At 70.2% G+C, this 26986-nt stretch carries 16 protein-coding genes; 8 read left to right on the top strand and 8 right to left on the bottom strand.

Annotation, left to right across the window (positions count from 1 at the left end; translation table 11 throughout):
- Positions 1-18: 18 nt before the first annotated feature.
- Genes mazG through AAF430_05680 form a run of 3 tightly spaced genes read right to left on the bottom strand, consistent with a single transcriptional unit; the run spans position 19 to position 7507 of the window.
- Complete coding sequence (gene mazG / locus AAF430_05670) at positions 19-789, bottom strand: nucleoside triphosphate pyrophosphohydrolase (protein MEM7409699.1); 771 nt, start codon at positions 787-789, stop codon at positions 19-21.
- Positions 790-848: 59 nt separating this feature from the next.
- Entirely contained in the window at positions 849-4292 is a 3444-nt protein-coding gene (locus AAF430_05675) for a UvrD-helicase domain-containing protein (GenBank protein ID MEM7409700.1), read from the bottom strand.
- The gene (locus tag AAF430_05680; protein MEM7409701.1) at positions 4289-7507 is read right to left on the bottom strand and encodes a PD-(D/E)XK nuclease family protein; all 3219 of its coding nucleotides are present in this window, start codon (positions 7505-7507) and stop codon (positions 4289-4291) included. Before AAF430_05680 ends, AAF430_05675 begins: the two co-directional genes overlap by 4 nt.
- Positions 7508-7623: 116 nt before the next feature.
- Here AAF430_05680 and AAF430_05685 point away from each other — a divergent pair, with 116 nt between their 5' ends.
- A complete protein-coding gene (locus tag AAF430_05685; GenBank protein ID MEM7409702.1) occupies positions 7624-9195 on the top strand; it encodes a glycerol-3-phosphate dehydrogenase/oxidase in 1572 nt (523 codons plus the stop codon).
- A gap of 34 nt (positions 9196-9229) precedes the next feature.
- Entirely contained in the window at positions 9230-10465 is a 1236-nt protein-coding gene (locus tag AAF430_05690; protein MEM7409703.1) for a cytochrome P450, read from the top strand.
- A 13-nt stretch (positions 10466-10478) separates the two neighbouring features.
- Here the strand turns inward: AAF430_05690 and lysA are convergent, their stop codons facing one another.
- The gene (gene lysA, locus AAF430_05695; protein ID MEM7409704.1) at positions 10479-11711 is read right to left on the bottom strand and encodes a diaminopimelate decarboxylase; all 1233 of its coding nucleotides are present in this window, start codon (positions 11709-11711) and stop codon (positions 10479-10481) included.
- A 53-nt stretch (positions 11712-11764) separates the two neighbouring features.
- The gene (gene ileS, locus AAF430_05700; GenBank protein MEM7409705.1) at positions 11765-15355 is read right to left on the bottom strand and encodes an isoleucine--tRNA ligase; all 3591 of its coding nucleotides are present in this window, start codon (positions 15353-15355) and stop codon (positions 11765-11767) included.
- Positions 15356-15585: 230 nt separating this feature from the next.
- On the opposite strand from ileS, the gene AAF430_05705 reads away from it, so the two are divergent.
- The 4 genes from AAF430_05705 to pqqE are packed head-to-tail and all read left to right on the top strand — an operon-like array spanning position 15586 to position 20260.
- Positions 15586-17322, top strand: a complete 1737-nt coding sequence (locus AAF430_05705) for an acyl-CoA dehydrogenase family protein (protein ID MEM7409706.1) — start codon at positions 15586-15588, stop codon at positions 17320-17322.
- Positions 17319-18212: an MBL fold metallo-hydrolase gene (locus AAF430_05710; protein MEM7409707.1), complete on the top strand. Its 894-nt coding sequence runs from the start codon at positions 17319-17321 to the stop codon at positions 18210-18212. The genes AAF430_05705 and AAF430_05710 overlap by 4 nt, the downstream gene beginning before the upstream one ends.
- Positions 18209-19174, top strand: coding sequence for a pyrroloquinoline-quinone synthase PqqC (gene pqqC / locus AAF430_05715; GenBank protein ID MEM7409708.1), 966 nt, complete (start codon positions 18209-18211; stop codon positions 19172-19174). The genes AAF430_05710 and pqqC overlap by 4 nt, the downstream gene beginning before the upstream one ends.
- 9 nt (positions 19175-19183) lie before the next feature.
- Positions 19184-20260, top strand: a complete 1077-nt coding sequence (pqqE, locus tag AAF430_05720; protein ID MEM7409709.1) for a pyrroloquinoline quinone biosynthesis protein PqqE — start codon at positions 19184-19186, stop codon at positions 20258-20260.
- Here the strand turns inward: pqqE and AAF430_05725 are convergent.
- Complete coding sequence (locus AAF430_05725) at positions 20253-20942, bottom strand: site-2 protease family protein (GenBank protein ID MEM7409710.1); 690 nt, start codon at positions 20940-20942, stop codon at positions 20253-20255. The two genes, pqqE and AAF430_05725, sit on opposite strands and share 8 nt — an antisense overlap.
- 62 nt (positions 20943-21004) lie before the next feature.
- Here AAF430_05725 and AAF430_05730 point away from each other — a divergent pair, with 62 nt between their 5' ends.
- Positions 21005-23209: a bifunctional alpha,alpha-trehalose-phosphate synthase (UDP-forming)/trehalose-phosphatase gene (locus tag AAF430_05730; GenBank protein MEM7409711.1), complete on the top strand. Its 2205-nt coding sequence runs from the start codon at positions 21005-21007 to the stop codon at positions 23207-23209.
- Positions 23210-23218: 9 nt separating this feature from the next.
- Positions 23219-23977, top strand: a complete 759-nt coding sequence (locus AAF430_05735; GenBank protein MEM7409712.1) for a sulfite exporter TauE/SafE family protein — start codon at positions 23219-23221, stop codon at positions 23975-23977.
- A gap of 1073 nt (positions 23978-25050) precedes the next feature.
- On the opposite strand, the gene AAF430_05740 is transcribed toward AAF430_05735, so the two are convergent.
- Both AAF430_05740 and AAF430_05745 read right to left on the bottom strand, forming a co-directional pair.
- On the bottom strand, positions 25051-25857 hold the full coding sequence (locus tag AAF430_05740; protein ID MEM7409713.1) for a methyltransferase: 807 nt from the start codon (positions 25855-25857) through the stop codon (positions 25051-25053).
- A 13-nt stretch (positions 25858-25870) separates the two neighbouring features.
- Positions 25871-26977: an S-(hydroxymethyl)glutathione dehydrogenase/class III alcohol dehydrogenase gene (locus AAF430_05745; protein MEM7409714.1), complete on the bottom strand. Its 1107-nt coding sequence runs from the start codon at positions 26975-26977 to the stop codon at positions 25871-25873.
- Positions 26978-26986: the final 9 nt, after the last annotated feature.

Genomic DNA, 26986 nt, shown 5'->3' on the forward strand with positions numbered 1-26986 from the left:
ACCCCGGGCCCGTCGGGTCTAGCCGTGCCGCTGCTTCACGGCTTCCCAGCGCGCCATCAGGGCGTCGCGGTCGAGGCTCGCGATCGTGCTCCCCTCTCCGGCTACGTCGGACTCGAGAGTGCGGAAGCGTCCCTCGAACTTCGCGTTCGCGTCGCGCAGGGCCTCTTCGGGTTCCACCTTCGCCCGCTCGGCCAGCGCCACGACGGCGAAGAGGAGATCGCCGAGCTCTTCGCGCAGCGCCTCTGCGTTCCCGCCCGTGAGCTCGGCGTCCACCTCGGCCAGTTCCTCTTGCACCTTCCCCCGCGCCGCAGCGGCGTCCGGCCAGGCGAAGCCCGCGCGCGCGGCCCGCGACACCAGTTTGCGTGCGCGCAAGAGCGCGGGGAAAGCCTGGGGCACGCCGTCCATCGCCGAGGTCTCGCCGCGGTGTTCGCGCTCGGCGCGCTTCTGGGCCTCCCAGGCGTCGCTCTGGGCGTCCGCGTCTTCGATCCGCGCGTCGCCGAATACGTGGGGATGGCGGCGCACCAGTTTGTCGCACACCGCCTCGACCACGTCGGCGAACGCGAAGTGGCGTGCCTCCTCGGCCATGCGCGCGTGGAACACCACCTGCAGCAGCAGGTCTCCGAGTTCGTCGCGGAGCTCGTCCCAGGCGCCGCGCCGGATCGCGTCGTCGACTTCGTAGGCCTCCTCGATCGTGTACGGCGCCACGCTGTCGAAGGTCTGTTCGAGGTCCCACGGACATCCGCCTTCGGGGTTGCGCAACCGGGCCATGATCTCGAGCAAGCGCTCCACGGGCGTTCCTCCTGTGGGGCGCAGCCTAGCGGCCTTCCCCGGTCCCGCGGCGGCCGGTTCTAGACGAGCAGCAAACGGGCGGTCGCGGGCGCGCCAGTCGCTGCGGTGATCGCCTCGGCGTAGAGCTGGACCTGAGCGGCGTAGCGGGGCGCGCGTTCGCCGAGCTCGAGATCGGTCTTGAAGTCGACGACGGTCCAGGCGGCGTCGGCGCCCTGCCCTTCGCGGAAGGCCAGGTCGACCACACCCTCGCCGAAGCGACCGTCGGCACGCGGCCACCAGACGGCGGTCTCGCGGCGCAGCTCGTCCGCCTCCGCGGCGCGGCGCATCAGCGGATGGGCCAAGGCGTTCTCCACGGCGCGCGCCGCCGAGCGGCACTCGTCGGGCGAAGCGCCGATGAACCGCCCCTGGAGCCCGGCTGAGCGCTCGATCGCCTTGCGCTTCGCCGTCAACGGAACGACCGCGAGGATCGCGTGGACGAGCGTCCCGAAGCGACGGCCATGGGGCCGCTTCGCTGCGCGCGCGACCTCGTCGATCGGAACCTCGGCGGCGGACTCCGCCAGCGCTTCCGACGCGGCGGTCACGCTCTGGGTTTCGAAGCGCGGCGTCGCGCCCGCCGCGAGGCGCTGCGATCGCGCGCGCATCCACCCGTCATGGGCGCGCTCGCCGGCGGCAGCCACGTCTCCTTCGTCGACCTCGAGGATCGCCTGCTGACGCAGGCCGACGCGCTCCTGTACGCCCAGGTCCAGCTGCTTCGGGTCCCACCACACGACGCGGTGTCCTCCGACGCGCGGCTGCAGTGCACCCGCAGCGACCGGCGTTCGGTTACCCGGTCGCGCGTTGCTCGGCCGCGGCCCCACCGCGGTGCCCTGGAAGCCGGGACAACCGACCGCGGGCTCCCCCTCGCCGGCGCTCCGCGCCGACGGATACAGGGCGGGATCGAGCGCCCCGAGCCAGCCGCCCTCGAGCTCCTCGTCGGCGACGCCGGGCAGCACCAGGAGATCGCGCGCCCGCGTCGCCGCGACGTAGGCGAGCCGCACCGCTTCCGCCGCGTCGCGCGCGAGCTCGGTTTCGCGCGCATCCAGGAGCTCGCGCGGAGCACAGCCCGCCAGCATCTCGGCCCAGAGTCCGCGCGCCGGGTCGATGTGACGTCCGGGCTCCTCGCGCGTCGCGCGGCAGGTCGGCTCGCAGAGCACGACGACGGGAAACTCGAGCCCCTTTGCCCGGTGGGCCGTCATGATGCGGACTCCCTCGGTGCCTTCCTCCACCACCGGCGCTTCTTCGGCTTCTCCGCGCTCGGCGTCGGACGCGAGCCGCTCGACGAAGGCGCGGAACGACGCGGCACCGCCGCGCTCGAAGCGGCGTCCGAGATCGACCACGCGCAGACAGTTCGCGAGGGCCTGTTCGCCGGTCGGCCAGATCGCGAGACCGGCATGGGCGCGGACGGCTTCGAGCAGCTGACCCAGCGTGTCGGCGATCGGCCGCCGGTTGCGACCGCGGTGCAAGGCCGCCAGCAGGTCGAGACTCGCGGCCAGCGCTTCCGAACCCGCCGGGGGCGCTTCGTCGCGCGGGGCCAACGGATGCAGGGAGCGACCGCTCGCGCGCCACGCCAACAGGACGTCGTCGCTGAAGGCGAACAGCGGGCCACGCAGCGTCGCGTAGACCGCCAGCTCGTCGCCCGGCCACTCGATCGCCTCGAGGGCGTTGCGCAGCGCGATCACTTCTTCGCGATCGTGGAAGGAGCGACCGCCCACCAGCACATGGGGGACCTGGCGCGCTTCGAGCGCACGTACGTACGGCCGCGTCACGTCTTCGCGGAAACTCTTGAAGCGCCGGAAGAGCAGACACACGTGACGCGCCCGGACGGGGACCCGCTCGCCCCCTTCGTCCACCGTCCAACCGCTCTCGTTCACCAGCCACGACACGAAGGCGCCGGTGGCGTCGGCCAACGACTCCTCGACCTTCCAGCGCACGACGGTCCCGTAGTCGCCGTAGGGCTGGGGAGCAGGCAACACCACCACGGCTGGCTGACGGGGCTCGCTCTCCCGCACCGGCTCGAGCCCGACGTAGCGTGCCTGCACCTCGGGCGGACCCACCTCCATCGCCGGAGCGAACGCCGCGTTGATGGCCTCTTGGATCTCGGGGACCGCGCGGAAGCTCGACCGCAGGCGCAGCAGCTCGGCGCCGTGTTCGACGAGGTGTTCCTTCGTCTGTTCGTAGATCGCCACGTCTGCGCGTCGGAAACGGTAGATCGACTGCTTCGGATCGCCGACCAGGAAGAGCGCACCGGGCGCCGGCAGCGCAGCGCGCCAGTCGGTCGTTTCGGGATCCTCGGCGGCGAGGAGCATCAGGATCTCGGCCTGGAGCGGATCCGTGTCCTGGAACTCGTCGACGAAGTAGTGGGTGAAGCGCAGCTTCAGGTCGCGTCGGACGGAGCGGTCCTCCCGCAGCAGATCGCGGGCGCGCAAGAGCAGATCCACGAAATCGAGGGAGCCCGTCGCCCGTTTCTGTCGGTCGTAGGCGGCGATCACCGGCTCCAGCTCGGGCTGCAAACAGGCAGCCAGGTCGGCGTCACAATCGTCGATGAGCTGTCGGAGCTGGACCACGAGGGCGTCGCGCTGGGTGAGCACGTCGGTGCGCAGGACACCCTTCGCGAACTCCTTGCGGTTGCGCCCCTTGTAGTGCCACCCCGTGCGGCGATCCCGGGTGAGTTCGCGCAGCTCGGCCTCGAGGGCATCGTGGTCGCGACCTCGGACGGCCTCGCGCAGGCGGTTCTCGGCGACCCAACGCGCCACGTTCTGCAGGTTCTTCGCGAGCCAGTCCTGGGGATCGATCGCGCGTTCCGAGAGCGCGGCCAACGTCTCCAGCCCTTGCATCGCCGTGTCGATCGCGGCTTCGCGGGCGAAGGGGGCGCGCGTCCACCGCGCGGGAAAGTCGCGGTGCTCGACGAGGCTGCGGGCCGCACCGAGCAACGTCTCGCGCGCGCCGCGGGCGGCGGGTCCCCGCGGCCGACGTCGCAGCAGGCGGCGCACCCCTTCGGGCGGATCCGCGAGCGTCGCCTGGAACCAGTCGTCGAAGGCGGCCTCGAGGAAGCGTGCCGAGGCGTCGGGTGCCGCCACCTCGAAGACCGGGTCGACGCCCGCCTCGATCGGACGCTCGCGCAGCAGATCGCCGCAGAACGCGTGGATGGTGGCGATCCGCGCCAGCTCCAGCGTCTCGAGCGCCGCGACGAGCCGCGCGTGCACGGTACCCTCGGGATCGGCGGCCGCACGGGCTCGCTCCAACGCCGCGCGCAGCCGCAGGCGCATCTCGCCGGCCGCCTTGTCGGTGAAGGTGAGCGCGACCACCGCGTCGAGGCGCGCCTTCCCGCTCTCGATCAGCGCGACGATGCGGCCGACCAGCGCGCTGGTCTTTCCCGTACCCGCCGCCGCTTCGACGACGAAGGTGGTATCCAGATCCTCGAGGATCCGACGGCGCTCGGTCGCATCGGCCAGGGGCGCGGTCATGCGAGCTTCCGAACCGCATCGAGCCCGGCGAGGGCCGGCTGCCACTTGCGACGGGTGCGGAGTTCTTCGTAGGGGCCACACACGGCGCGGTAGTCGCACCAGCGGCAGGCGCCCTGCTCCGGGGCGGCTGGCAGGAACGCCTCGTCGAGGGCGGCGCCGACCGCGTCGACCACCTGCTTCGCGCTGTCGCGCGCGCGCGTGTCCAGCGGCACCGCGCGCGAGGTGAACCCGCCGGCGGAGGTGCAGTAGTAGAGCCGACCGCTCTCGACGGCCGCGTCGGGAAACAGCTGCTCGGCCGCGAGCGCGTAGAGCACGGGCTGGAGGGCGTGGCCACCGTCGACGATGCCCCCTGCCGCGAAGCGCTCCTTGCCGGTCTTGTGGTCGGTCACGCGCAGCCGGCCCTCGGCGTGGGTTTCGACCAGATCGATCGACCCGCGCAGCTGCACGCCGACGTCGAGCGGCACCGCCGCGTCGCGGGAACCCGGATCGGCTTCGCGCCGACCGGGCAGTCCGAAGGCCAGCTCGAAGCGCGCCGGCACGTAGCCGCTGTCGTCGAGGCTGGCGCGTCGCAACCACTCGCGCAGATCCGCGCGCACGCCCTCGACGCCGTCCCGCCAGACGCGATCGATCGCTGGCGCCAGCGTATCCGCGTACTCGGCCGCGACCTTCTCGAGCACGCTGTCGAGCGCGTCGCGTGCCTCCCCCAGCGTTTCGGCCGTGACCGGGAGCAGCGACGCCTCCCGGAGCTCGCTCAGCAGCTCGAACTGGGTGTCGTGCACCAGCGAGCCGCGCTGGAGCGGGTCGAGCTCCTCGATCGGCTCGGGGGCTTCGCGCGGTGCGAGACGACAGACCGCGTAGAGAAAGAACTTGTAAGGGCACGAGGCGTAGTGCTGCAGCGCCGTCGCCGAGAAGCTGCGGGCTTCGAGACGGTGCGCCTGCAACGCGTCGCGTCCGGGATCGCCGGGCTTCACGAGACCGTCCGCCACGGTCCAGGCGTCGAGCCAGCGACGCGCACGGAACCGCAGCGCCCGGGCGAGGTGCGGGTTCGCGCCCAGGAGATAGCGGGCCGCGCCTTGACTCTCCCCAGTGTCGCTGCCGTCGAGCAGGGCCAGGCGCGCGAGGTCGTACTCCGCTGCGTCGATCGCGTCTTCCGGCGCTTCGGGCGCGGGCCAACCGAGTCGGGCGGCGCCCTCGCGCTCGGCGCGTCGCGCGAGCCCATCCCAGCTCGGGAGCTCGCCTTCGGCAGCGCGCAGGGCTTCGAGGGCGTAGAAGGACGGCACGCGCGGACGCGAGGCCTCGAGGTCCAGCCGCGGAAACGACAGCACCAGGCCCTCTTCCGCGGCGCCCACGGCCAGGCGCAGCGCCAGGCGTTCGGCCTCGAGCCGCTGTTCGCTGCGCTCGAGCGCCGGCGAGAGCTCGGCCCGCACCGCGTCGAGCAGGATCGGTTCCTCGGAGATCTTCTTCGGAAACACCTTCTCGGCGAGTCCTGGCACGAACACCCGCTCGAAGGATTGGCCGCGCGCGGCTTCGATGGGTGCGACCCAGACGCGGCCGTAGCGCGAGCCGGTGGGCAGCGTCGCGAGCTCCTGCAGGCGCGGCAGCAGCACCGCCTGCACTTCGCGCAGTCCGACCGGGCCGACATCGGCCATCGGTGCCAGCTCGGCGAGCACGGCGAGGCAGCGCTCGGGGCGTCGCAGCGCGCGGGTCGCCAACGCCGAGAGCGCGTCGATCCAGGCGCCCCAGTCGCCACTGCGGGGGAGCGCGGCGAGGTCGGCCACGAGCGGCAGCGCGAAGTCGCGAAGCCGCGCGAGGGCCTCGCGATCGCGGGCGAGGCGGCTCGCCGCCGGCCCGTCGGGATCCTCCAGGGCCTGCGCGCGGCGTTCGAGCTCGGCGTCGAGACCCCGCAGCCGACGCGCCCAGCGGTCGTGCCCGCCGATCACCGACGCGTCGACCAGGAGACGCTCCCAATGCCGCGGCGTGGGCAAGCTACCGCCCGTGTCGTTCGCCTCGGGATCGGCGGCCGCGCTCGCCCGGGCCAGGGAGTCCCCGACACCGCTGTCGTCGGGCGGCACCCAGCGCTCACCGCCGGAGCCGGACTCTGGAGGCGCGCCGGTCGCATCGGGTCCCGGGACTTCGCCGAGGGACAGATACTCGGCAAAGCGACGCGCCGACAAGCCTTCGGCCGCGCAGCTCAAGAGCGCGAGCAAGGCGCGCCCGCTCGGATCGGGCGTGCGCGTTCCACGCGCGAAGTAGGCGGGAACCTCGGCGCGCCGCAGCGCTTCGGACAGAAACGGTCCGTACGCCTCGGGGGCGCGCAGCAGGATCGCCATGCGATCGAAGCGCACCCCCTCTGCCGCCGCGGCGTGAATGCGCCGCGCGATCTCGACGCACTCGCGGCTCTCGCCCGGCGCACTCAGGAGCTGCAGGGCCTCGCAGCGGGTGCCAGGGAGCGGCGCGCTGGGTTCGAAGAGGTGTTGCTGGAGCCCAGCCAACGGGGTCTCGGCGACGTCGAGGCGCTCGGACGGCGTGCCGAGCAGCGGGGCGAAGGCGGCTTCGGCGCGTCCGTCGCCGGCGGGCAGGGTCGCCAGGCAGTGGGGCGCACGTGCCACGAGCGCCGCGAGCCACGCCTGCTGCGGCTGACTCGGCGCGGGCAGGTCCAGGAAGAGCAGCGAGGCGGGTCGGCCGCTGGACTTCGCGTCGGCCGCGAAGCGCTCCACCTGTGCCCGGTCGGCCAGGCCGGCTTCTTCGAGGGCGGCTGCGTAGCCGCGCGCGATCGCCGCGAGCTCGGGAATGCGCGACTCCACGCGGTCGGCACCGACGCCAGCGGCGGCCAGCTCGTCGAGCACCCGCGCCAGCGCCCGGGCGAGACCGGGCCCCTGGGCCGCCTCGCGAAACCGCCCCAGCTCGCCGGCGTCCGCGAGTCGATGCACGACGCGGGCGGTCACGGCCTCGGCGGCGATCGCTCCGATCGGAACCCGGCCGAGCTCGGCCAGTCCCAGCAGAGCCGTGTCGACGGCGAGCCGCGGCAACGTGGTCGCTTCCCACCCGAACGCCCCGCCCTGTTCGGTCGCCACGTGGCGGATGAGTTCCGCCGACGCGTCCTGGGAGGCGCCGATCACCCACACCGGCTCGGCGGGGGCGCGTGCAGCCAGCCAGGCGCGGGCCCGGACGAGACGCGTCCCGGACTGGGTCGAAGTCACCAGCGCGCGCGTCATGGGCGCAGGGTACCTCGCTCGGCGTGGCGGCGAGGACGGAGTGCAGTAGCGTCCGCGGCGAAGACGCTCCCGGCTGTCGGAGCGTGGCGAAGGCCGTCGGGGGAACGCGAAGCCGGATGCAGCGCGAGGCGATGATCGCTCGGGTCTCGAACGAAGGGTTCGAGATCATCGTGATCGGCGGCGGCGCCACCGGCCTCGGCATCGCCGTCGATGCCGCGAGTCGGGGCTATCGCACCCTGCTGCTCGAGGCCCACGACTTCGCCCAGGGCACCTCGAGCCGCAGCACGAAGCTGGTTCACGGCGGCGTCCGCTACCTCGAGCAGCTGAACTTCTCGCTGGTGAGCGAGGCGCTGCGCGAACGCGGCCTGCTCTACCGCAACGCGCCTCATCTCGTCCACAACCTGGGGTTCGTGGTCCCGCGCTATCGCTGGTGGGAAGGACCGTTCTACGGCATCGGGCTCAAACTCTACGACGCTCTCGCCGGCGACCTGAACCTCGCGACGAGCCGCGGACTCGATCGCGACGAGACCGTCGAGGCGATTCCCAACGTCGAACAGGAAGACCTGGTCGGCGGCACCATGTACCACGACGCTCAGTTCGACGACGCGCGCATGGCGCTCCACCTGGCGATGACCGCAGCCGACCACGGCGCCGTCGTGCTCAACCACATGGAGGTGGTCGAGCTGCTCAAGGCCGGAGACGACGGCGCCACCTGCGGCGTCGTCGCCCGCGACGCCGAGACGGGAGCGCTCCACCGCGTGCTGGCGAAGGTCGTGATCAACGCGACGGGGATCTTCTCGGACAACGTGCGCTGGCTCGACGCCCCGGACGCCACGCGCATGACCTCGCCGAGCCAGGGCATTCACCTGGTGCTCGATTCGTCGTTCCTGCCGGGCAACAACGCGATCATGGTGCCCCATACCGACGATGGACGCGTTCTCTTCGTGATTCCCTGGCACGGCCGCATGCTGGTCGGGACGACCGACACGCCCATGGCGGAAGCCGAGCTCGAACCCCGCGCGCTGCCCGACGAGATCGACTTCGTGTTGCGCAATGCCAGTCGCTACCTCACCAAGGACCCGGGCCCGGAAGACGTGTTGTCGGTGTTTGCGGGACAGCGACCGCTCGTGAAAGCCGAAGGCACCGCCACCAAGAAGATCTCCCGCGAACACGAGGTCTTCGTCAGCAACTCGGGGCTCGTGACCGTGCTCGGTGGCAAGTGGACGACCTATCGGAAGATGGCCGAAGACGCGATGGTCGACGCGATCGCCGTGGGCGGGCTCCCGTCACGGCCCTGCGTGACCGAGGAGCTGAAGCTCCACGGCTGGATCGACCGGGACGACGATGGCCAGCCGGAGCTCGAAGCCCTGCGCGCCTACGGCTCGGACCAGACGCAGATCGAAGCCATCGTCGCGAAGGAGCCCGGGCTTGCGGATCCCCTCTTCGAGGGACTGCCCTACCACGGTGGGCACGTGGTCTTCGCGGCGCGGGAAGAGATGGCGCGGACCGTCGAAGACGTGCTCTCGCGCCGCACCCGACTCCTGCTGCTCGATGCGCGGGGCGCGATGCGCGCGGCCCCCCGCACAGCGGCGCTGCTGGCCCGCGAGCTCGACCGCGACACTGCGTGGGCCGACGCCGAGGTGGAGCGCTTCGAGGCTCTCGCCCGGGGCTACCTGATCGACGCCTGACCCGCGCATCGAGGCCGCGGCGTATACTGGCGCGATGGCGCTGGCAGACACCCACCCCTTCGATCCGGGGGTCCTCGCGGAGCCCCACGCCTTCGACCGGCAGCTCCGCGCGGAAGCCCCCGTCTACCGTGACCCCCATACCGGCCTCTTCCTGGTCGCCTCTCACGCCTTCGTCCTCGAAGCCGTGCGCGACACCGAGACCTTCTCCAACCGCTTCGCGGCGGCCATGGGTGGCGGCGGTGGCGAGGAGATCGACCCGGAGCTCGCCACCCTGCGGGCCGAGTCCCACCCGGCGGTCGACACCATGCTCACGGCCGACCCGCCCGAGCACAAGCGCTTCCGCGGCCTGGTCAACAAGGCGTTCACCCCGCGGCGCATTCAAGGCATCCACCAGGAGATGCGGAAGCTCTGTGAGAGCTTCATCGACGACCTCTTGCCGCGCGGCACCTGCGAAGCCCTGAACGACTACGGCGTGCGCCTACCTCTCACGATCATCGCCGACCAGCTCGGTGTCCCGCGCCAGGACCTCCCGAGCTTCAAGCGCTGGACCGACGGCTTCACCGCCCAGCTCTCGGGACTCGCGGTCGGCGAAGACGCCATCGAAGCGCAGCGGCGCATCCTCGAGTTCCAGCGCTACTTCGAGAGCCGCGTCGAAGAAGCCGGACGCAATCCGCGCGAAGACATCCTCTCGGACCTGGTGCGCGCCCGTCTCGAAGGCGAGCGCCCGCTCGACATGGCCGAGAGCCTCTCGATCCTGCAGCAGCTGCTCGTCGCCGGAAACGAGACGACGGCAAACGCGATCGCCGAGGGGCTGCTGCTGCTCGTGCGCAACCCCGACGTCGCGGCCCGACTGCGCAGCGACCCGAGCGCGACGCCGCGCTTCGTCGAGGAAGTGCTGCGCCTGGCCTCGCCCACCCAGAACATGTGGCGACGCGTGAAGCGCGACACGGTGCTCGGCGGCGTCGAGATTCCCGAGGGCAGCATGGTGCTCCTGCGCTACGGCGCCGCGAACCGGGATCCCGAGGTGTTCCCGTCGCCCGACGCCGTCGACCTCGACCGGGACAACCACAGCGCCCATCTCGCCTTCGGTCACGGCATCCACTTCTGCCTCGGCGCGATGCTCGCGCGCAAGGAGATGCAGGTGGCCTTCGACGTCTGGCTCGAACGCGTCGGGCACTTCGACACAGCCCCGGACTTCACGCCGCGCTACCGGCCGAGCATCCTCTTGCGCGGCCTCGAAGAACTGCCCCTCACCGTCGCTGCAGCCTGACCGACCCCGCCGACTAGTCCTCGAGGGCGAGCAGCTCGTCGACGGTCTGGCGGCGCCGGATCACGCGCGGTTCACCGCCCTCGACGAGGATCTCGGGCGCCAGAGGTCGCGTGTTGTAGTTGCTGGCCATCGAGGACGCGTAGGCCCCCGCGTCGCGGATCACGACGAGGTCGCCAACTGCGGTATCGGGCAGATCGCGCGGCACCACGACGCCCCCCTCTTCCTGGGTGAAGACGTCGCCCGATTCGCAGAGCGGACCCGCCACGACCGTGGGCTGTGTCGGCTCTGCGAGCACGTTGCCGGCGCGCAGGACCTCGATCTCGTGATAGGCGCCGTACATCACGGGGCGCGCCAGATCGTTGAAGCCGGCGTCCACGACGATGAAGCGATTCGGGCCCTCGCGCTTCACCGCGCGCACCCGGGCGACGAGACTCCCGGCCTCCGCGATCAGGTAGCGGCCGGGTTCGATCTCGAGATGCACGGGGTGCCCCACCAGGCCTTCGATGCGCTGGCGCGCCTCGTGCCAGAGCCGATAGAGCGCCTGGGTATCGAAGGGCGGGGTCTCGCTCTTGTTCTGATAGGGGATCGGCAGGCCGCCGCCTCCCGAGATGGCGCGCACGTCGACACCGAGGGCGCGCACCTGTTCGACCATCGCGTCGCAGACGCGGCGCAGGTGTTCGAAATCGGTGCCCGACCCGATGTGCATGTGCAGACCGACCAGATCGAGTCGGTACTTCTCGACGTGGCGGAGCGCCTCGTCGAGGTAGGCATGCCAGACCCCGTGCTTGCTCCACTCGCCACCCGTGTTGGTCTTGCGGCTGTGCCCGTGGCCGAAACCCGGGTTCACGCGGATCCAGACCGGATGTCCGGTTGCACGGCGCCCGAGCTGCTCGAGCACGTCCGCCGAGCCGGCGTTCACCGGGATCTGGTGCTCGATCACGCAATCGAGGGTGGCGTCGTCGATCAGGTCGGCGGTGTAAACCACGCCCGCCGGTTCGGTGGTGCCCGAGAAACCAGCGCGCAGGGCCCGCTGGATCTCCCCCAGCGAGACCGCGTCGACGCAGGCGCCGCCCTCGCGCAGCAAGCGGAGGAGATGGACGTTCGAACTCGCCTTCTGGGCGTAGCGCACGACGTCGAAGTCGGAGAGCGAGGCCAGTCGGGCGCGGACGACGTCGGCGTCGTAGACGAAGTACGGCGTGCCGTGGGCTTCGGCGAGCCGTTCGAGGAGCGGGGGATCGAGGGGCATGGCGGCCAGTGTATCCGACTCCCGAGAGCCGCCAGCACCAGCCAGAGGCCCCGCTAGACCCGCTCGACTCCCAGCTGCAGACGCTCGCCGTCGATCGTCGCCTCGTGGAGTTCGGCTCCGGCGGGAGGCGCCGCACCGACGTGCACCTCGACGGCCAGGGTCTCGCGCCCGAGCTCCTCCGAGCGCGGGCGCACCGCGGCGAGCACGCGCTCCGCCCCGTCCAGATGCAGCCGAATGCGACCGGTGTACTCGAGATCGAGCTGCTTTCGGAAGCTCTGGACGCGGTTCAGTACCTCGCGGAAGAGTCCTTCTTCGCGCAGGGCGTCGTCGAGGGTCGTGTGGAGCACCACGACCCCCGCCTTCCCGGCGGCCGCCGCGAAGCCTTCCTTCGCTTCGAGGGAGACCGCGATCTCGTCGGGCCCGAGGGTGAGCGTGTCGCCCTCGAAGGGCAGCGCGATCTCGCCGTTCGCCTCGAACTCGCGCAGCAGCGCCGCACCGTCGGCTTCCGCCAGTGCCGCCTTCAGCTTCGGCATCTGCTTGCCGACGCGAGGCCCCAGCGCCCGGAAGTTCGGCTTCACCTGGTAGGTGACGTAGGCCGACGCGTCGTCGGCGATACGCAGGACGTGCACGTTGAGCTCGTCGCGAATCAGCCCCTCGTGGGCGAGCACGCGCGGGGCGAGCTCGGCGTCGGCCAGCGCGATCTCTGCCGCCGACAGGGGCTGACGAACGCGCAGCTTGTTGGCGGTGCGCACCTGGAGCCCCGACGAGACGATCTCGCGCACGGCCGCCATCTCCTGGGAGAGCGCCTCGTCGATCGCCGCGGTGTCGGGCTCGGGATAATCGGTGAGATGCACACTCTCGGCGGCATCGGAATCGACGCGGGTGACGAGGTTCTGCCAGATCTCTTCGGTCGCGAAGGGCAGGAAGGGCGCCAGCAGCTGCGACAGCGTGGTGAGGCATTCGTAGAGCGTCCAGTGGGCGTCGAGCTTGTCGGCCTCGAGGCCGGGAGCCCAGAAACGATCGCGCGAGCGCCGCACGTACCAGTTCGAGAGCGCGTCGACGAAGTCGGTGAGCGCGCCGGTGGCCTCGTAGACGAAGAAGTCGTCCATCTGCGCGCGAACGGTGCGCGTCGTGAGGGCGAGCTCCGAGAGGATCCAGCGGTCGAGGAGGGAACGCTCGGCGGCGGGACGGCGGCCCGCGACGCACGCGCCGGCGGTGGGATCGAAGCCGTCGATGTCGGCATAGATCGTGAAGAACGCGTAGACGTTGCGCAGCTTGAGCGGAAGCTCGCGCTGGGCCGCCCGCACGCCGGACAGGGAGTGACGGGTGGGGTTCCAGGGCGGGTTCTGGGAGTAGAAGAACCAGCGGAAGGCGTCGGCACCGGGCGCCGGCGAGCTGGGATCATCGACCCAGAGCTTCGCATCGGCGGGCAGCGCCGGAACCTCCCGCGGCAGGATCGTCTCGTCCGCCGGCTTCGCCTTCACCGCCAATGCGGTGGCGTCGGCGGCTGACAGCTGGATCACGCGGCGGGGGATCTTCGCCGGGCGCGCCTCGAGCTCGATCGCCGCGTCGGGGCGATCGTCCCGGTAGACGCGCACCTTTGCGGCGTCGCCATGAAGGTCGAGACCCTCGTAGTCCTCGCGCGGCAGCAGGGCGACGCCCACGTCGACCGGATCGGCAGACTCGACGACGGCGAACTCGAGCCGCACCTGGTCGAGGATCACTTCCGGGGGCGTGTAGTTGCCCTTGCTCTTCGATTCCTTCTTCCCGTAGCGGTCCGCGACGTGCCCGAGCACGATGCAGCTCTTGTAGGGATGGGGCTTCGTCTCCTCGGGGAAGAGCAGGGTCGAGATCCAGAGCAGGGAGTTGAACCAGCCGCGGGTCTGGTCGATCGCCTCGGAGATGAAATCGGCGGGGAAGCTCGCCTCGAACTCCTCGCGGTTCTGGTGCGGATAGCCCCACTGGGCGAAAGGCATCGAGCCCGAGTCGAACCAGGCATCGATCACCTCGGGCACGCGCCGGTAGACGCCGGGCTCACCCTCGCGCGTCCAGGTGACCTGATCGATCCAGGGCTTGTGCACCAGGAGGTGCGGTGAGAGTTCGGGATCCTTCTCACGGGCCGCTTCGAAGGCGGCGAATGCGTCGGGGTTGCGCTCGAGGATCTGGGCGACCGAGCCGGGTGCTTCCGCACGCCCCGTCTCGTCGTTCACCCAGATGTTGAGCGGCGTGCCCCAGAAGCGCTCGCGAGAGAGTGCCCAATCGATGTTGTTGCGCAGGAAGTCCCCGAAGCGCCCCTCCTGGATGTGCTCGGGGAGCCAGCGGATCGCCCGGTTGTTCTCGAGGCAGGCGTCGACGTGGGCCGTGGTCCGTACGTACCAGGCGGGGCGGGCGTACTGGATCAACGGATCGTCGTCGGAACGCACGCAGAAGGGGTAGTCGTGCCGGATCTGCTCGGCGTGCCACAAGAGACCTGCCTCGCGCAGCGCGCGGGTCAGGTCGCGGTCGGCGTCCTTCACCCAGGTACCGGCGTAGTGGGCTTCCGCCACCTCGGGGTCGAAGCTGCCGTCGGGGCGCACTGCGCACAGCAGCGGCAGCGTGGGGTCCGTCTCGCGCTCCTTCCCCAGGAGCTCGAAGTCCACCTCACCGAAGGCCGGCGCGATGTGGACGACCCCCGTACCAGCGTCGAGCTCGACGAAGTCGGCGGGCACCACGCGCCACAGACCGGCGTCGGCGTGGGTTTTGCGGAACCAGTCGAAGGGAGGACGATAGCCGCGGCCCACCAGGGACTCTCCCGAGCAGATGCGCTCGACGGGGAGCTCGCGGCCGATCTTTTCCTGGAGAGTCTCGCGAAGCGCCGCCGCCACGATGACCCGCTTCTCTCCGTCGTGGACGATCGCGTACTCCTCCGCCGGGTTCACGGCGGCGAAGCTGTTCGAAGGGAGCGTCCAGGGCGTGGTGGTCCAGACCAACAGGGAGGTGTCCGGATCGTCCTCGAGCGGGAAACGCACGTAGACCGAGGGGTCGTCGACCGTGCGATAGCCCTCGCCCACCTCGGCCGCCGAGAGCACCGTGCCCCCCTGGGCCCACCACCACACCACCTTGTGTCCCTGATAGAGGAGCCCGCGCTCGAAGAGCTGGGACAACGCCCACCACACGCTCTCGACATAGGACTGGTGGTAGGTGACGTACGCATCGCCCATGTCGAGCCAGAAACCGAGCTTCTCGGTGAAGCCTTGCCATTCTTCGGTGTAGCGGAAGACGCTGTCGAGACAGCGACGCACGAAGGGCTCGACGCCGTAGTCGACGATCGCGTCCTTGCCGGAGATCCGGAGCTCCTTCTCGACCTCGATCTCGACAGGCAGCCCGTGTGTGTCCCAACCGGCCCGGCGCGGCACGTGATAGCCGCGCATCGCCTTGTAGCGCGGGATCACATCCTTCATCACGCGGGTGAGCGCGTGGCCGTTGTGGGGCATCCCGTTGGCGGTGGGCGGACCTTCATAGAACACGAAGCGCGGCGCATCGCGACGCAGCGCGAGCGACTTCTCGAAGATCTCGCGTTCGTTCCAGAACGCGCGAATACGTGACTCGGCGTCAGGGAAGTGCACGACCGGTGCCACACGTTCGAATCCGCCGCCGCTTTTCATGGGGCGCATAAGCTACCATTGGCCCCGTTCCAGTTCCCGTCGCTCGCCCCGGGATTCCGTCCACGGAACCCGGCCCCGGACCCGCGATCCAGCGAGCGACGCGATTCCGGCCAGCGACTCGGGCCCAGACCGCCGCGGGATTCCAGGCAGCCACTAGAGTTCGACCATCGACTGGACGATGAGCCCCCAGCGGCCCCCACTCGGGCCGGACCCCACCGAGGAGCCTTCCCATGGCCGACTACTTCGTTCCCACCATGCGCCTCTACCTCGACGAGCTCGTCGACTGGGAGAGCCTGTTGCCCCTGCGCAGCGGCACCGCCGTCGACATCGATGCCGAGGTCGCGGCCTACCGGACGGTCCTCGAGACCACGGCCCAGCTGGCCGAGAGCTTCCAGGCCGAGGCGCGGGAGCACTGGGCCGAGGAGGCCACCCTCACCGACGACGGCGGCGCGACTTCGCCGCCCCACATCCGCCGCGCCTACGATCAGCTGGCCGAGGCGGGCTTGGTCAGCCTGCCGGTGACCGAGCCCTACGGCGGCTACGGCCTGCCCGCTCTGCTCAACGGCATCTATCTCGAGATGATCTCGCGCGCCGACGCCAGTCTGATGATGGTGGTGGGCCTCCAGGCAGGCGCCGCCAGCGACATCGAGACCTACGGCAACGAAGAGATCAAGAAGAAGTGGCTGCCGAAGTTCGCCAGTGGCGAGGTCGAGGGTTGCATGGACCTCACCGAACCCCAGGCCGGCAGTGACCTCGGCGGGATCCTCACCCGCGTCACCGAAGACGGCGACGGGGTCCGGGTCGACGGGCAGAAGATCTTCATCTCGAACGGCGGCGGCGAAGTCCACCTGGTCCTCGCGCGCGAGGACGAGACCTTCGACCAGTCGAAGGGAACGACGCGCGGCCTCTCGCTGATCCTCGTGCCGCGGCACAAGGATGACGGCTCGCCGAACGGCGTCCGAGTCGCGCGCCTCGAGAAGAAGCTGGGCATCCACGGTTCCGCCACCTGCGAAGTGGTCTTCGAGGGCGCCCGCGGTGAGCGGCTCGGGAAGAAGGGCGAGGGCTTCCGCGCCATGCTCGACCTGATGAACATCGCGCGGCTGGGCGTCGCGTCGCAGGCGCTGGGCCTCGCCGACGGCGCCATGCACGACGCGGTCACCTACGCGCGCCAGCGCAAGCAGTTCGGGATGCCGATCTCCGAGCAGCCGCTGGTGCGCGACATGCTGGCGCGCATGGTCGTCGACACCGAGGGGGTCCGGGCCCTGCTCTATCGCGCCTACGCCCTGCTCGACTCGACGATCGCCCGCGAGCGCGCACTCGAGCGCGACGATCTCTCGGACACCGAGCGCTCCCAGCTCGAGAAGGAGCTCGAGCGCGACCTCACCCGGGTGCGCCTGCTGACGCCGCTCTCGAAGTATTCCGCGACGGAAATGTGCACGAAGCTGACGATGGATGCGCTCCAGGTCTTCGGTGGCGTGGGCTTCACGATGGATTCGGACATCGGGAAGCTCCACAACGACAGCCTGATCATGACGATCTACGAGGGCACGAGTGAGATCCAGGCCTCCTTCGCGCTGAAAGAAATGGGCAAGGGCGCGCTGGGCGTCGTCTTCGGCGAAGTGCGGGCCGAGCTCGAAGAGATGGACGCCGATCCGAACCGGGCCGCCCTGGCCGCCCGCGTCCGGGACGTGATCCTGAAGGTCGAGCAGACCCTCGGAACGCTGGCTTCCGATATGGGCTACGCGCTGCTGCGCGCGCGCATGATGGCCGAGATGGTGATCGACGTGATCGCGGCGACCGAGCTGTTGAAGCAGGCCGGCGCCGATCCGAGCCGGGTCGACGTCGCCGAGGGCTACATCCGCCGCCGCATGCTCGCCGTCGAGCACGGCGCGCGCCGGATCGAAGAGAACGCCGAGGGTCGCGTCGAGCTCGATCAGCGTCTGGTGGCGCGCGTCACGACCGCATGAAGGTTCGGGTCCTCGGCTCGTGTGCCGGGGGTGGCCTCCCCCAATGGAACTGCGGCGGCACCCACTCGGTGCGCGCCCGGGCGGGCGACCCCGACGTGCCCCGCCAGACCCAGCCGTCCCTCGCCGTTTCAGCCGACGGGGAGCGCTGGTCGATCCTCAATGCCAGCCCCGACATCCGGCTGCAGCTCGCCGACTTTCCCGGGTTGCATCCGCGTCCGGGCACCCGCGACGTGCCGCTCGACACGGTAGTGTTGACCTCGGCCGAGCTCGATCACGCGCTCGGACTGCTGGTGCTTCGCGAAGCCCTCTCCTACCGGATCCTGTCGACGGAATGGGTGCGACGCGCCCTGCTGGATCACAACGCGGCGTGGCGCCTGCTCGAACCCGCCTGGGGCACGGTGGGCCTCGACCAGCCGATTCCACTCGATCGCGACGGAGCGCTCGAAGCGCGCCTGTTCCCGGTGACGCCGAAGATTCCGCCCTTCGCGCGCGACATCGAGAAACCCTCTCCCGAGACCACCACGGGCCTGCGCATCACCGAGCGGGCCACGGGTGCGCGCCTCGTCTTCCTGCCGGGCCTCGGCGCGCTCGACTCGGCCAGCCTCGCCGAGCTCGCCGCCGCCGACCTGCGCTTCGTCGACGGCACCTTCTTCGTCGCCGACGAGCTGCGCGAGCTCCGACCGGGAGCCCCCGACGCATTCGCCATGGGGCACCTGCCGATCACCGGTCCCGACTCGAGCCTCGCCGCGCTGGCCGAGCTGCCCGGCCGTACCTATTACATCCACATGAACAACACGAATCCGGTGCTCGACCGTGCCTCGGAAGAGCGCGCCCGCGTCGAACGCACCGGGGTGCGCATCGCCGAAGACGGATTGGAGTTCGAGCTGTGAGCGAGGCCCTCTCCCCCGAAGCCTTCGAAGCGCGGCTTCGGGCGATCGGCGACGAGCGCTATCACCACCGCCACCCGTTCAACCTGCGCATGCACGCAGGCAGGCTGTCCCGCGAGGAACTCCGGACGTGGGTGGCGAACCGGTACTACTACCAGACACGCATCCCCATCAAGGACGGGCTGATCCTCTCGAAGTCACCGGCGCCCGCGTTCCGACGTGATTGGATCCAACGCATCCACGACCACGACGGCACGCCCGAGACGCCGGGCGGGCTCGAACTCTGGCTCCTGCTCGCCGACGCCGTCGGCCTCGACCGCACCGACGTGGAGTCGCTCGCGGGGGTCCTGCCCGGGGTGCGGCGCGCGTGCGACGCCTACGTGGAGTTCGTCGAGGGTCACGACCTGCTCGTGAGCGTCGCCGCTTCGCTGACGGAGCTCTTCGCTGGTGACATCATGGGCACCCGGATCGCCGCCTTCGAGGCCCACTATCCGTGGGTCGACGCGGACGGGCTGCGCTACTTCCGCAACCGCACGGTCCAGGCGCCGAACGACGCGCGGTTCGGTCTGGAGTTCGTCGCCCGCGAAGCGCGCAGCCGCGCCGATCAGGAGCGCTGCGAAGCGGCTCTCGAGCGCAAGTGCGAGATCCTCTGGAGCCTGCTCGACGCGATCGAAGCCGCCCACGCGCGACCCACCTTCGCACCGGAAGCGAAGCCCCGCCTCGACGACGCGGAGCCGATGGTGGTGCTTCCGGAGCGGGCGGTCCGGCTCGGTGGCAGCGGCCGCGAGATCCTCTCGCTCTGCGACGGTCAGCGCAGTGCGATCGAGATCGTCGACACCCTGCGCGCGCGTCATCCCGACGTCGACCAGCTCGCCGACGACGTCCACGCCTTCCTCGGAGAGATGACCCGCCTCGGCGTCCTGGTCGCTCCCGACGCCGATGCGGGAGTCACCCCCGTCTCCTAGCCTGCACGGGTGACGGCGCCCCGACCCTACAACCTCGTGGCGGAGCTGACCTACCGCTGCCCGCTGCGCTGCGTCTACTGCTCGAACCCGCTCGAGTACGCCCAGGTGCGGGAGCAGCTCGACGGCGCGGCGTGGTCGGTGGTGATGGAAGAAGCCGCGGCCCTCGGCGTCGTGCACGTCGGGCTGACCGGTGGCGAGCCCACGCTCCACCCGGACCTGCTCGAGATCGTGACGGCGGCGGCGAACGCAGACCTGTACCCGCACCTGGTGACCGCCGGCACGACGCTGGACCGAGAAGGCCTGGAGGCGCTCGCCCGCGCCGGCCTTCGGAGCGTGCAGCTGTCGATCCAGAGCGCTCGTGCCGATACGGCGCGACGCGTGGCCGGCGTGGACGTGGCGACGCAGAAGGCGCGCTTCGCAGCGGACGTCCGCGCACTGGACCTGCCACTCACCGTCAACGTCGTGCTTCATCGCGACAACCTGGACGAGGTCCCCGAGCTCGTCGGACTCGCCGACCAGTTCGGTGCGAAGCGGCTCGAACTCGCGAACACCCAGTACCACGGTTGGGCCCTGCGCAACCGCGACGCCCTGCTTCCGACCCGAGCGGCGCTCGACGCCGCGGCGTCCACCGTCGAACGGATGCGCGCCGCGTACCCGCAGCTCGAAATCCTGTTCGTCCTTCCCGACTATCTCAGCGACCGGCCGAAACCCTGCATGGGCGGCTGGGGCCAGCGCATCGTGGTGGTGGCGCCCGACGGGAAGGTGCTGCCGTGCCACGGTGCCGCCGAACTGCCGGGTCTTGAGTTCTGGCGGGTTCCCGAGCGCGCGCTCGGAGACTGCTGGCGCAAAGCGCCCGGCATGAACGCCTACCGCGGCGATGCTTGGATGCAGCCGCCTTGCCGCACCTGCCCAGAGCGCCAGCGCGACTTCGCCGGCTGCCGCTGCCAGGCCTTCGCGCTCACCGGCGATGCGGCCGCCACCGACCCGGCCTGCAGCCTGGCGCCGGCCCACGGCCGGATCGTCGAGGCACGCGACGCGGCCGAGGCGGATCCGCCGGCACTCGTCTACCGCGGCGGGCTCAGCTGAGTTCCGGGTAGAGCACGCGCAGCGCGATCACGAGCGCGGGCACGAAGAGCTGCCGGATCGTGATCCAGGCGACCAGAATCCCGAAGAAGCTCCACATCGGGTTGGCGAAGGCGACTCGGACACGCAGGGCGAGCGCGTCGGGCAGCACCAGAGGCAGCGCGCCTGCCCCGTCCAGGGGCGGAACCGGGATCAGGTTGAAGATCAAGAGCAAGAGGTTCAGCGCGAACACGATCGACACGAAGCTCGCCAGCGTGTCCGTGAGACCCCCCATCGTGCCGGCGACCAACAGGTCGATGTCGAAGTCGATCGGGATTTCGAAGAAGCCGAGGAGCAAGCCGATCCGGATCACGATCGCGGCGGACACCATCAGCAGCGCGTTGGCGGCCGGACCGGCCAACGCCATCCAAGCCGCCCGCTTCGGATAAGCGGCTGCCCAGCGCGGATCGTAGGGGGTGCTCGCCCAACCGATCATCCAACCACCCCAGGCAAAGGCGAGCAGCGGCGCGAAGATCGTTCCGAAAGGCTCCCGCTGGATGTGGGGACGCGGGTCCAGACTGACCTGGCCGCCGTGGTACGCGGTGGGATCTCCGCCGCGAAGCGCGGCCCAGGCGTGTGCGGCTTCGTGGCACACGAGCGAAAAGAGCAGCGCGACGTACCAGAGCGCCAGGGCCGTGAAATCCACGCGCGGAGCATACCGGCCTGCTCCGCCGAGCGCGCCTGCGGGAACCCCGGTATCGTCGCCGCGTGTCGGAACTGGACACCAACTCGAACGCCGAGCGACCGATCGTCGTCGCCAGCAATCGCCTCCCGTTCACGATTCAGCGCGGCCCCGACGGCCTGCTGGTGCAACCCGCACCGGGTGGCCTCGTCTCCGCGATGGACCCGGTGTTGCGCAAGCGCGGTGGCACCTGGCTCGGATGGCCGGGTATCGAGCTGCGCCGCGACGAATCGGTGCCCGTCCCCGACCGGCCCTACGACATTGCGCCGCTGCACCTCACGGACGACGAACTCGAGCTCTACTACCACGGCGCATCGAACGGCATGCTCTGGCCGCTGCTCCACGCGATGCCGGGACGCAGCCGCTTCGATCGGCGCGACTTCGAGATGTACACCGAGATCAACGATCGCTTCGCGACTTCGATCTTGGAACACGCCCCGGGTTCGGGGCTCGTCTGGATCCACGACTACCACCTGATGCTCGCACCGCGGCGCGTGCGCGCGGGCCTGCCCGAGGGTGTGTCGCTGGCTTTCTTCCTCCACGTTCCGTTCCCGCCCTACGACGTCTTTCGGCTCTGCCCCTGGGATCGCGAGCTGCTGCGCAGCCTGCTCTCGTGCGATCTGATCGCCTTCCACGTGCGGGGCTACGCGCGCAACTTCCTGGATTGCGCCGAGCGGATCCTCGGAGCCCGCGTCGACCCCCGCACCATGCTCGTCGAGTACGGCGACCGCACGACCCAGGTCGCTGCGCTGCCGATCGGTATCGAGTTCGAGACCTTCGACGGGCTGGCGAAGAGTGCGGAACGTCAGCCCGAGCTGGGACGCGAGCGCGTCGTGCTGGGCGTCGACCGTCTCGATTACACGAAGGGCATCCCCGAGCGGATGCGCGCGTTCGAGCGGCTGCTCGAGCTGCACCCGGAGTACCGGGAGAACGTCGTGATGCTGCAGGTCGCGGTGCCGAGCCGCGAAGAAGTCACCGAGTATCGCGATCTCAAAAACGAGATCGATGCGCTGGTCGGGGCGATCAACGGGCGCTTTGCCACCGCGGGTTGGTCGCCGATCCGTTACCTCTATCGCTCCCTCGACCGGGACGTGTTGGCGGGCCTCTACCGCGACTCGGACGTCGCGCTGGTGACGCCCCTCCGCGACGGCATGAACCTGGTGGCGAAGGAGTTCGCCGCCTGCCAGGTGAACGACCCGGGCGTGTTGATCCTGTCGCGCCTGGCGGGCGCAGCCGAGACGATGCGCGAGGCGCTCCTCGTGAATCCCTACGACCTCGACGGCACCGCCGAAGAGCTGCACCGCGCGCTGTCGATGGGGGAGGACGAGCGGCGCTCCCGCATCGCCGCGCTGCGCCGCCGGGAGCAGCGCGACAACCTCGACGCCTGGACCCACGCCTTCATCTCCTCGGCGGTCGAGGCCCGCCAGGCGCTCCCCACGATGAGCGACGTCGAGTACGAGGGATGGTTCGCCGACTTCCTGAAGTCGTACCGGCTCGCCCTCTTCCTCGACTACGACGGCACGCTGACACCGCTACGCGATCACCCGGACCAGGCCGTGCTGTCCCCGGAGATGCGCGAGGCCGTAGTGGGGTGCGCCCATCGCGCGGACACCGACGTCGCGATCGTGAGCGGTCGTGCGCTCGGCGGCATTCGCGAGCGGGTCGGCGAAGCCGACCTCACCTACGCGGGCAACCACGGGCTCGAGATCGTCGGCCCCGAGCTCCCGCTCTTCGAGCACGAAGACCTCGTCCACTATCGCGGCCGGGCCGAGGAGCTCGCGTCCGAGCTCGACCGGCTGGCGACGAATGGCGCCTGGACGGAACGAAAGGGCCCCACCCTGACCTTCCACTACCGCAGCGTCCCCGAGGCGCTGCGGCCCGGGCTGATGCGCGACGCCCACGAGGTGGTTCGCAAGGCGGGCTACCAGCCCCGCGATGCCCACTGCGCCGTCGAGGCGCGCCCGCCCATCGGCTGGGACAAGGGGCGTGCCGTCCTGCACATCCTGCGCGCCCGCTACGGCCCGAGCTGGTCCGAGTCGGTGCGCGTGGTCTATCTGGGCGACGACCAGACCGACGAGGACGCCTTCCGCTTCCTCGCGGGCCTCGCGCTGACCTTCCGGGTCGGTAGCCCGGACACGCCCACCGCGGCGACCCGGCGCCTCAAGAACGTGGATGCCGTCCAGGGCGTGCTCACCTGGCTGGCGAGACGCGCCCAACCGGCCGCGGGCTGAGCCCGCGCGATGGACGCGACCACCCTCGGCGTCCTCGCAGCGACCGCGGTCGCGACCTCCATCCTCTCGGCGATCGTCGGGATGGCCGGCGGCATCGTCCTGCTGACGGTGATGCTGCTGTTCTTCGAGCCGCTGGTCGCGATCCCGCTCCACGGTCTGGTGCAGCTGGTGTCGAACAGCTCACGGACGGTGATTCAACGCGCCTACGTCGATTGGGACCTGGTGTGGCGCTACTCCGTGTTGCTCTTGCCGATGGGGTTCCTCGGGCTGGCGTTCCTGCGCGCGCTGCCCCCGGACGGAGCACGCGCCTTGATCGGCGCCTTCGTGCTGGTCGCCACCTGGCTGCCCGGCCTGCTCTTGCTGGGAACCCATCCCGACCGCCTCGACCGCGGCCGCCGATTCCTCGTGCTCGGTGGCGTGGTCGGCGCGCTCAACACCGTGGTGGGCGCGACGGGACCGCTGATCGCTCCCTTCTTCCTGGATCTCGGCATGGAGCGACGGGCGCTGATCGGCACCAAAGCGGCCTGCCAGACGCTCGGTCACCTGGCGAAAGCGGTGATCTTCGGAGTCGCGGGCTTCGCGTTTCTCGGGTTCCTGGCGCCCCTGGCCGTACTCGCGGCGAGCGTCGTGCTCGGGACCTGGCTGGGCAGTCGCATTCTCGGGCGAGTGACCGAGGCGACCTTCGTGCGGCTCTACAAGACGGTCCTCACACTGGTCGCGCTCCGGCTCGTCGTATGGGACGGCCTGGCTGCGTTCGGGTGGGGTTGAACGCGTGAGCCCCTGCGCGCGCAGGCGGCGGCGCAGGCTCGTTCGGGGAATGCCCAGGTCGCGGGCCAGGCGGCTCACGTTTCCATCGGCGGCAGACCAGGCCGCTGCCAGCGCGGCGGGGTCCTCCGTGGGCGTCGGTGCCGCAAACGTCCAGGCGTCGCGACCGAGGGCGGCTTCGACATCGGCCGCGCCCACCGCGTCGCCGCCCACGGCCCAGTAGAGACGCTCGAGGACGTTCTCGAGCTCACGGACGTTGCCCGGCCAGGCGTGGGCGACGAGGGCATCGAGCGCGCCTCCAAAGAGACGCAGACACGGTCGTCCTTCGCGCCGGGCGATGCCTTCGAGGACCGTCTGCACGAGCTCCGGAAGGTCCTCGACACGCTGCCGGAGCGGAGGAACGCGGAGCGGGATCACGGCAAGCCGGTAGTAGAGGTCCGCCCGGAAGCTCCCCTCGCGCACCCGCGTTGCGAGGTCGACCTGACTCGCCGCGATCACCCGCGCGCGAAGGCTCTGGGTCTCGGAGCCCCCGACCCGCTCGAACTCGCGGTCCTGCAGCACGCGGAGCAGGCGTGCCTGCAGCGCTGGATCCAGCTCCAACACCTCGTCGAGGAAGAGCGTGCCGCCCCCCGACCGCTCGAGGCGTCCCCGGTGTCGCACGACGGCTCCGGTGAAGGCGCCCCGCTCGTGTCCGAAGAGCTCGCTCTCGAGGAGCCCAGCGGCCAGGGCGCCGCAGTCGGTGTGAACGAAGGGCTCCTGGCGACGCGGCGACAGCCGGTGCAACCAGCGCGCCGCCAGCCCCTTGCCCGAGCCGGTCTCGCCTTCGAGCAAGACGTGCGCGGTACTCGCGGCCGCGCGCCCGAGGGCGCGCCGAAACCGACGCATCGCCGGACTGCAGGAGACGAGACGGGGAAGTGCTTGCACCCGCACAGAGAAAGCGAAGTCGCCGACGGGCACCAGCTTCGACGCCGTCCGATCCGCTCCGAGGCAGGCCAAGGCCTGGCGCCGGCTGCCGGAGCCCGGCGAACAGTGTCAGGGCCGACCCGAACGCGGCGGTCGGCTCCAGCGACCGGAGCTCAGTCCACCTTCTCGAAGAGCAGCGTGAAGCGGTCGGTATTCCCCTTCACGCTCTTGCGTCCGACCTCGTAGCGAAGCTCGTCGTCGGGCCGATAGTGCAGGTCCGAGTAACCCACGAAGCGGAACCCGGCCTCGGTGATCTCCTGGATCATCAGCACGGGGTCGAGACGCCGCCACACTTCGCGCGTGTCCGGTGCCATGTGGCGCCGGGTGTGATCGACGACGCCGAAGCGGCCGCCGTCCACGAGGGTCTCGAGAACCTCGGCGTAGAGCCGCTTCCGCGACTCGGGTGTGAAGTTGTGCAGGTTGCGGAAGGTCAGCACGAGGTCGATGTCGTCCTCGTCGATCGAGAGGCCCTCGATCTCGAAGATCCCGCGCTCGGCGGTGGGCTTGATCGTCCCACCTCCTTCGGCGATCGCGACGTTCTCGAGCCCTTCGTTCTCATCGAGCAGCTTCTTCAGGCGATCGGTCTGGCCCTGGAACAGCAGGAGCTTGCCTTCCTCTGCGAGCACAGGCGCCAGGATCTTCGTGTACCAGCCGCCGCCGGGGAAGAGCTCGAGCACCCGATCGTCGGCCTCGAGCCCGAAGAAGGCCAGGGTCTCGGCGGGCTTGCGGTTGGCGTCCCGCTCGCGGTCGGCCTCGCTCCGCGACTCGAGAGCCATCGCCGCTTCGACGGCCTCTTCGATCGCCAGGGCGGACGATCCGCACAACGACATCACGAGCACCAGCGCCCAGGCGGCGCCGGACACGGATCGCGATCGCTTGGGTGTCGCCTCGACGGCAGTCGCCACAACTCGATGGAACATGAATCGCTCTCTCCTAGTAGACGATGACACTGCGAATGACCTCACCGCCGTGCATCTTGTCGAATGCGCCGTTGATCTCTTCGAGCGGCACCTTCTCGGTGACGTACTCGTCCAAGCGGATCCGTCCGCTCATGTACTGGTCGACGAACTTCGGCACCTGCGTGCGGCCCTTCACGCCACCGAAGGCGGAGCCGCGCCAGTTGCGGCCCGTCACCAGCAGGAACGGGCGCGCGTGGATCTCTTCGCCAGCGCCGGCAACTCCGATGATGATCGATTCACCCCAGCCGCGGTGCGCCACCTGCAGCGCCTGGCCCATCACTTCGACGTTGCCGATGCACTCGAAGGAGTAGTCGACGCCGCCGCCCGACACTTCGAGGACGGCGTCCACGAGGTCGGCCGTGTCGTCCGGGTTCAGAAAGTGGGTAGCGCCGAACTCGCGCGCTAGATCGAACTTCGCTGGGTTCTTGTCGATCGCGATGATCTGCTCTGCCCCCGCCAGGGCCGCGCCCTGGATCACCGACAACCCCACACCGCCGAGGCCGAAGACGGCCACGTTGGCTCCGGGCTCGACCTTCGCCGTGTAGAGCACCGCGCCGATGCCGGTGCTGACGGCGCAACCGAAGAGGCACACCTTGTCGAAGGGTGCGTCCGGCCGGATCTTCGCGAGGGCGATCTCGGGAAGCACTGTGCGCTCGCCGAAGGTCGATGTCCCCATGTAGTGGTGGATCGTCTGGCCCTTGTAGCTGAGACGGCTGGTGCCATCGGGCATGAGGCCCTGCCCCTGCTTGTCGCGCAGCGTGATGCACAGGTTCGTCTTGCCGGACAAGCAGAACTTGCACTGTCGGCACTCGGGCATATAGAGCGGAACCACGTGGTCACCCGGTGACACCGAGGTGACACCCGGACCGACGTCCTCGACGACACCCGCTCCCTCGTGCCCGAGCACCGACGGGAACAGGCCCTCGGGATCGCGACCGGAAAGCGTGTACGCGTCGGTGTGACACACACCCGTGGCGGCGAGCTTCACCAGCACCTCGCCGGCCTTCGGGCCCTCGAGATCGAGCTCCTCGATCACGAGCGGTTTCGCGGGTTCGAAAGCGACAGCAGCCTTGATCTTCACGTCGATCTC

Source organism: Myxococcota bacterium (assembly GCA_039030075.1).
GTDB lineage: Bacteria > Myxococcota_A > UBA9160 > UBA9160 > SMWR01 > JAHEJV01.

What these genes read in the sequence shown, in the direction of transcription:
- AAF430_05675 (MEM7409700.1), bottom strand. Translation starts at nt 4,292, where the DNA reads ATGACCGCGCCCCTGGCCGATGCGACCGAGCGCCGTCGGATCCTCGAG.
- AAF430_05680 (MEM7409701.1), bottom strand. Translation starts at nt 7,507, where the DNA reads ATGACGCGCGCGCTGGTGACTTCGACCCAGTCCGGGACGCGTCTCGTC.
- AAF430_05685 (MEM7409702.1), top strand. Translation starts at nt 7,624, where the DNA reads ATGCAGCGCGAGGCGATGATCGCTCGGGTCTCGAACGAAGGGTTCGAG.
- AAF430_05690 (MEM7409703.1), top strand. Translation starts at nt 9,230, where the DNA reads ATGGCGCTGGCAGACACCCACCCCTTCGATCCGGGGGTCCTCGCGGAG.
- lysA (MEM7409704.1), bottom strand. Translation starts at nt 11,711, where the DNA reads ATGCCCCTCGATCCCCCGCTCCTCGAACGGCTCGCCGAAGCCCACGGC.
- ileS (MEM7409705.1), bottom strand. Translation starts at nt 15,355, where the DNA reads ATGAAAAGCGGCGGCGGATTCGAACGTGTGGCACCGGTCGTGCACTTC.
- AAF430_05705 (MEM7409706.1), top strand. Translation starts at nt 15,586, where the DNA reads ATGGCCGACTACTTCGTTCCCACCATGCGCCTCTACCTCGACGAGCTC.
- AAF430_05710 (MEM7409707.1), top strand. Translation starts at nt 17,319, where the DNA reads ATGAAGGTTCGGGTCCTCGGCTCGTGTGCCGGGGGTGGCCTCCCCCAA.
- AAF430_05735 (MEM7409712.1), top strand. Translation starts at nt 23,219, where the DNA reads ATGGACGCGACCACCCTCGGCGTCCTCGCAGCGACCGCGGTCGCGACC.
- AAF430_05740 (MEM7409713.1), bottom strand. Translation starts at nt 25,857, where the DNA reads ATGTTCCATCGAGTTGTGGCGACTGCCGTCGAGGCGACACCCAAGCGA.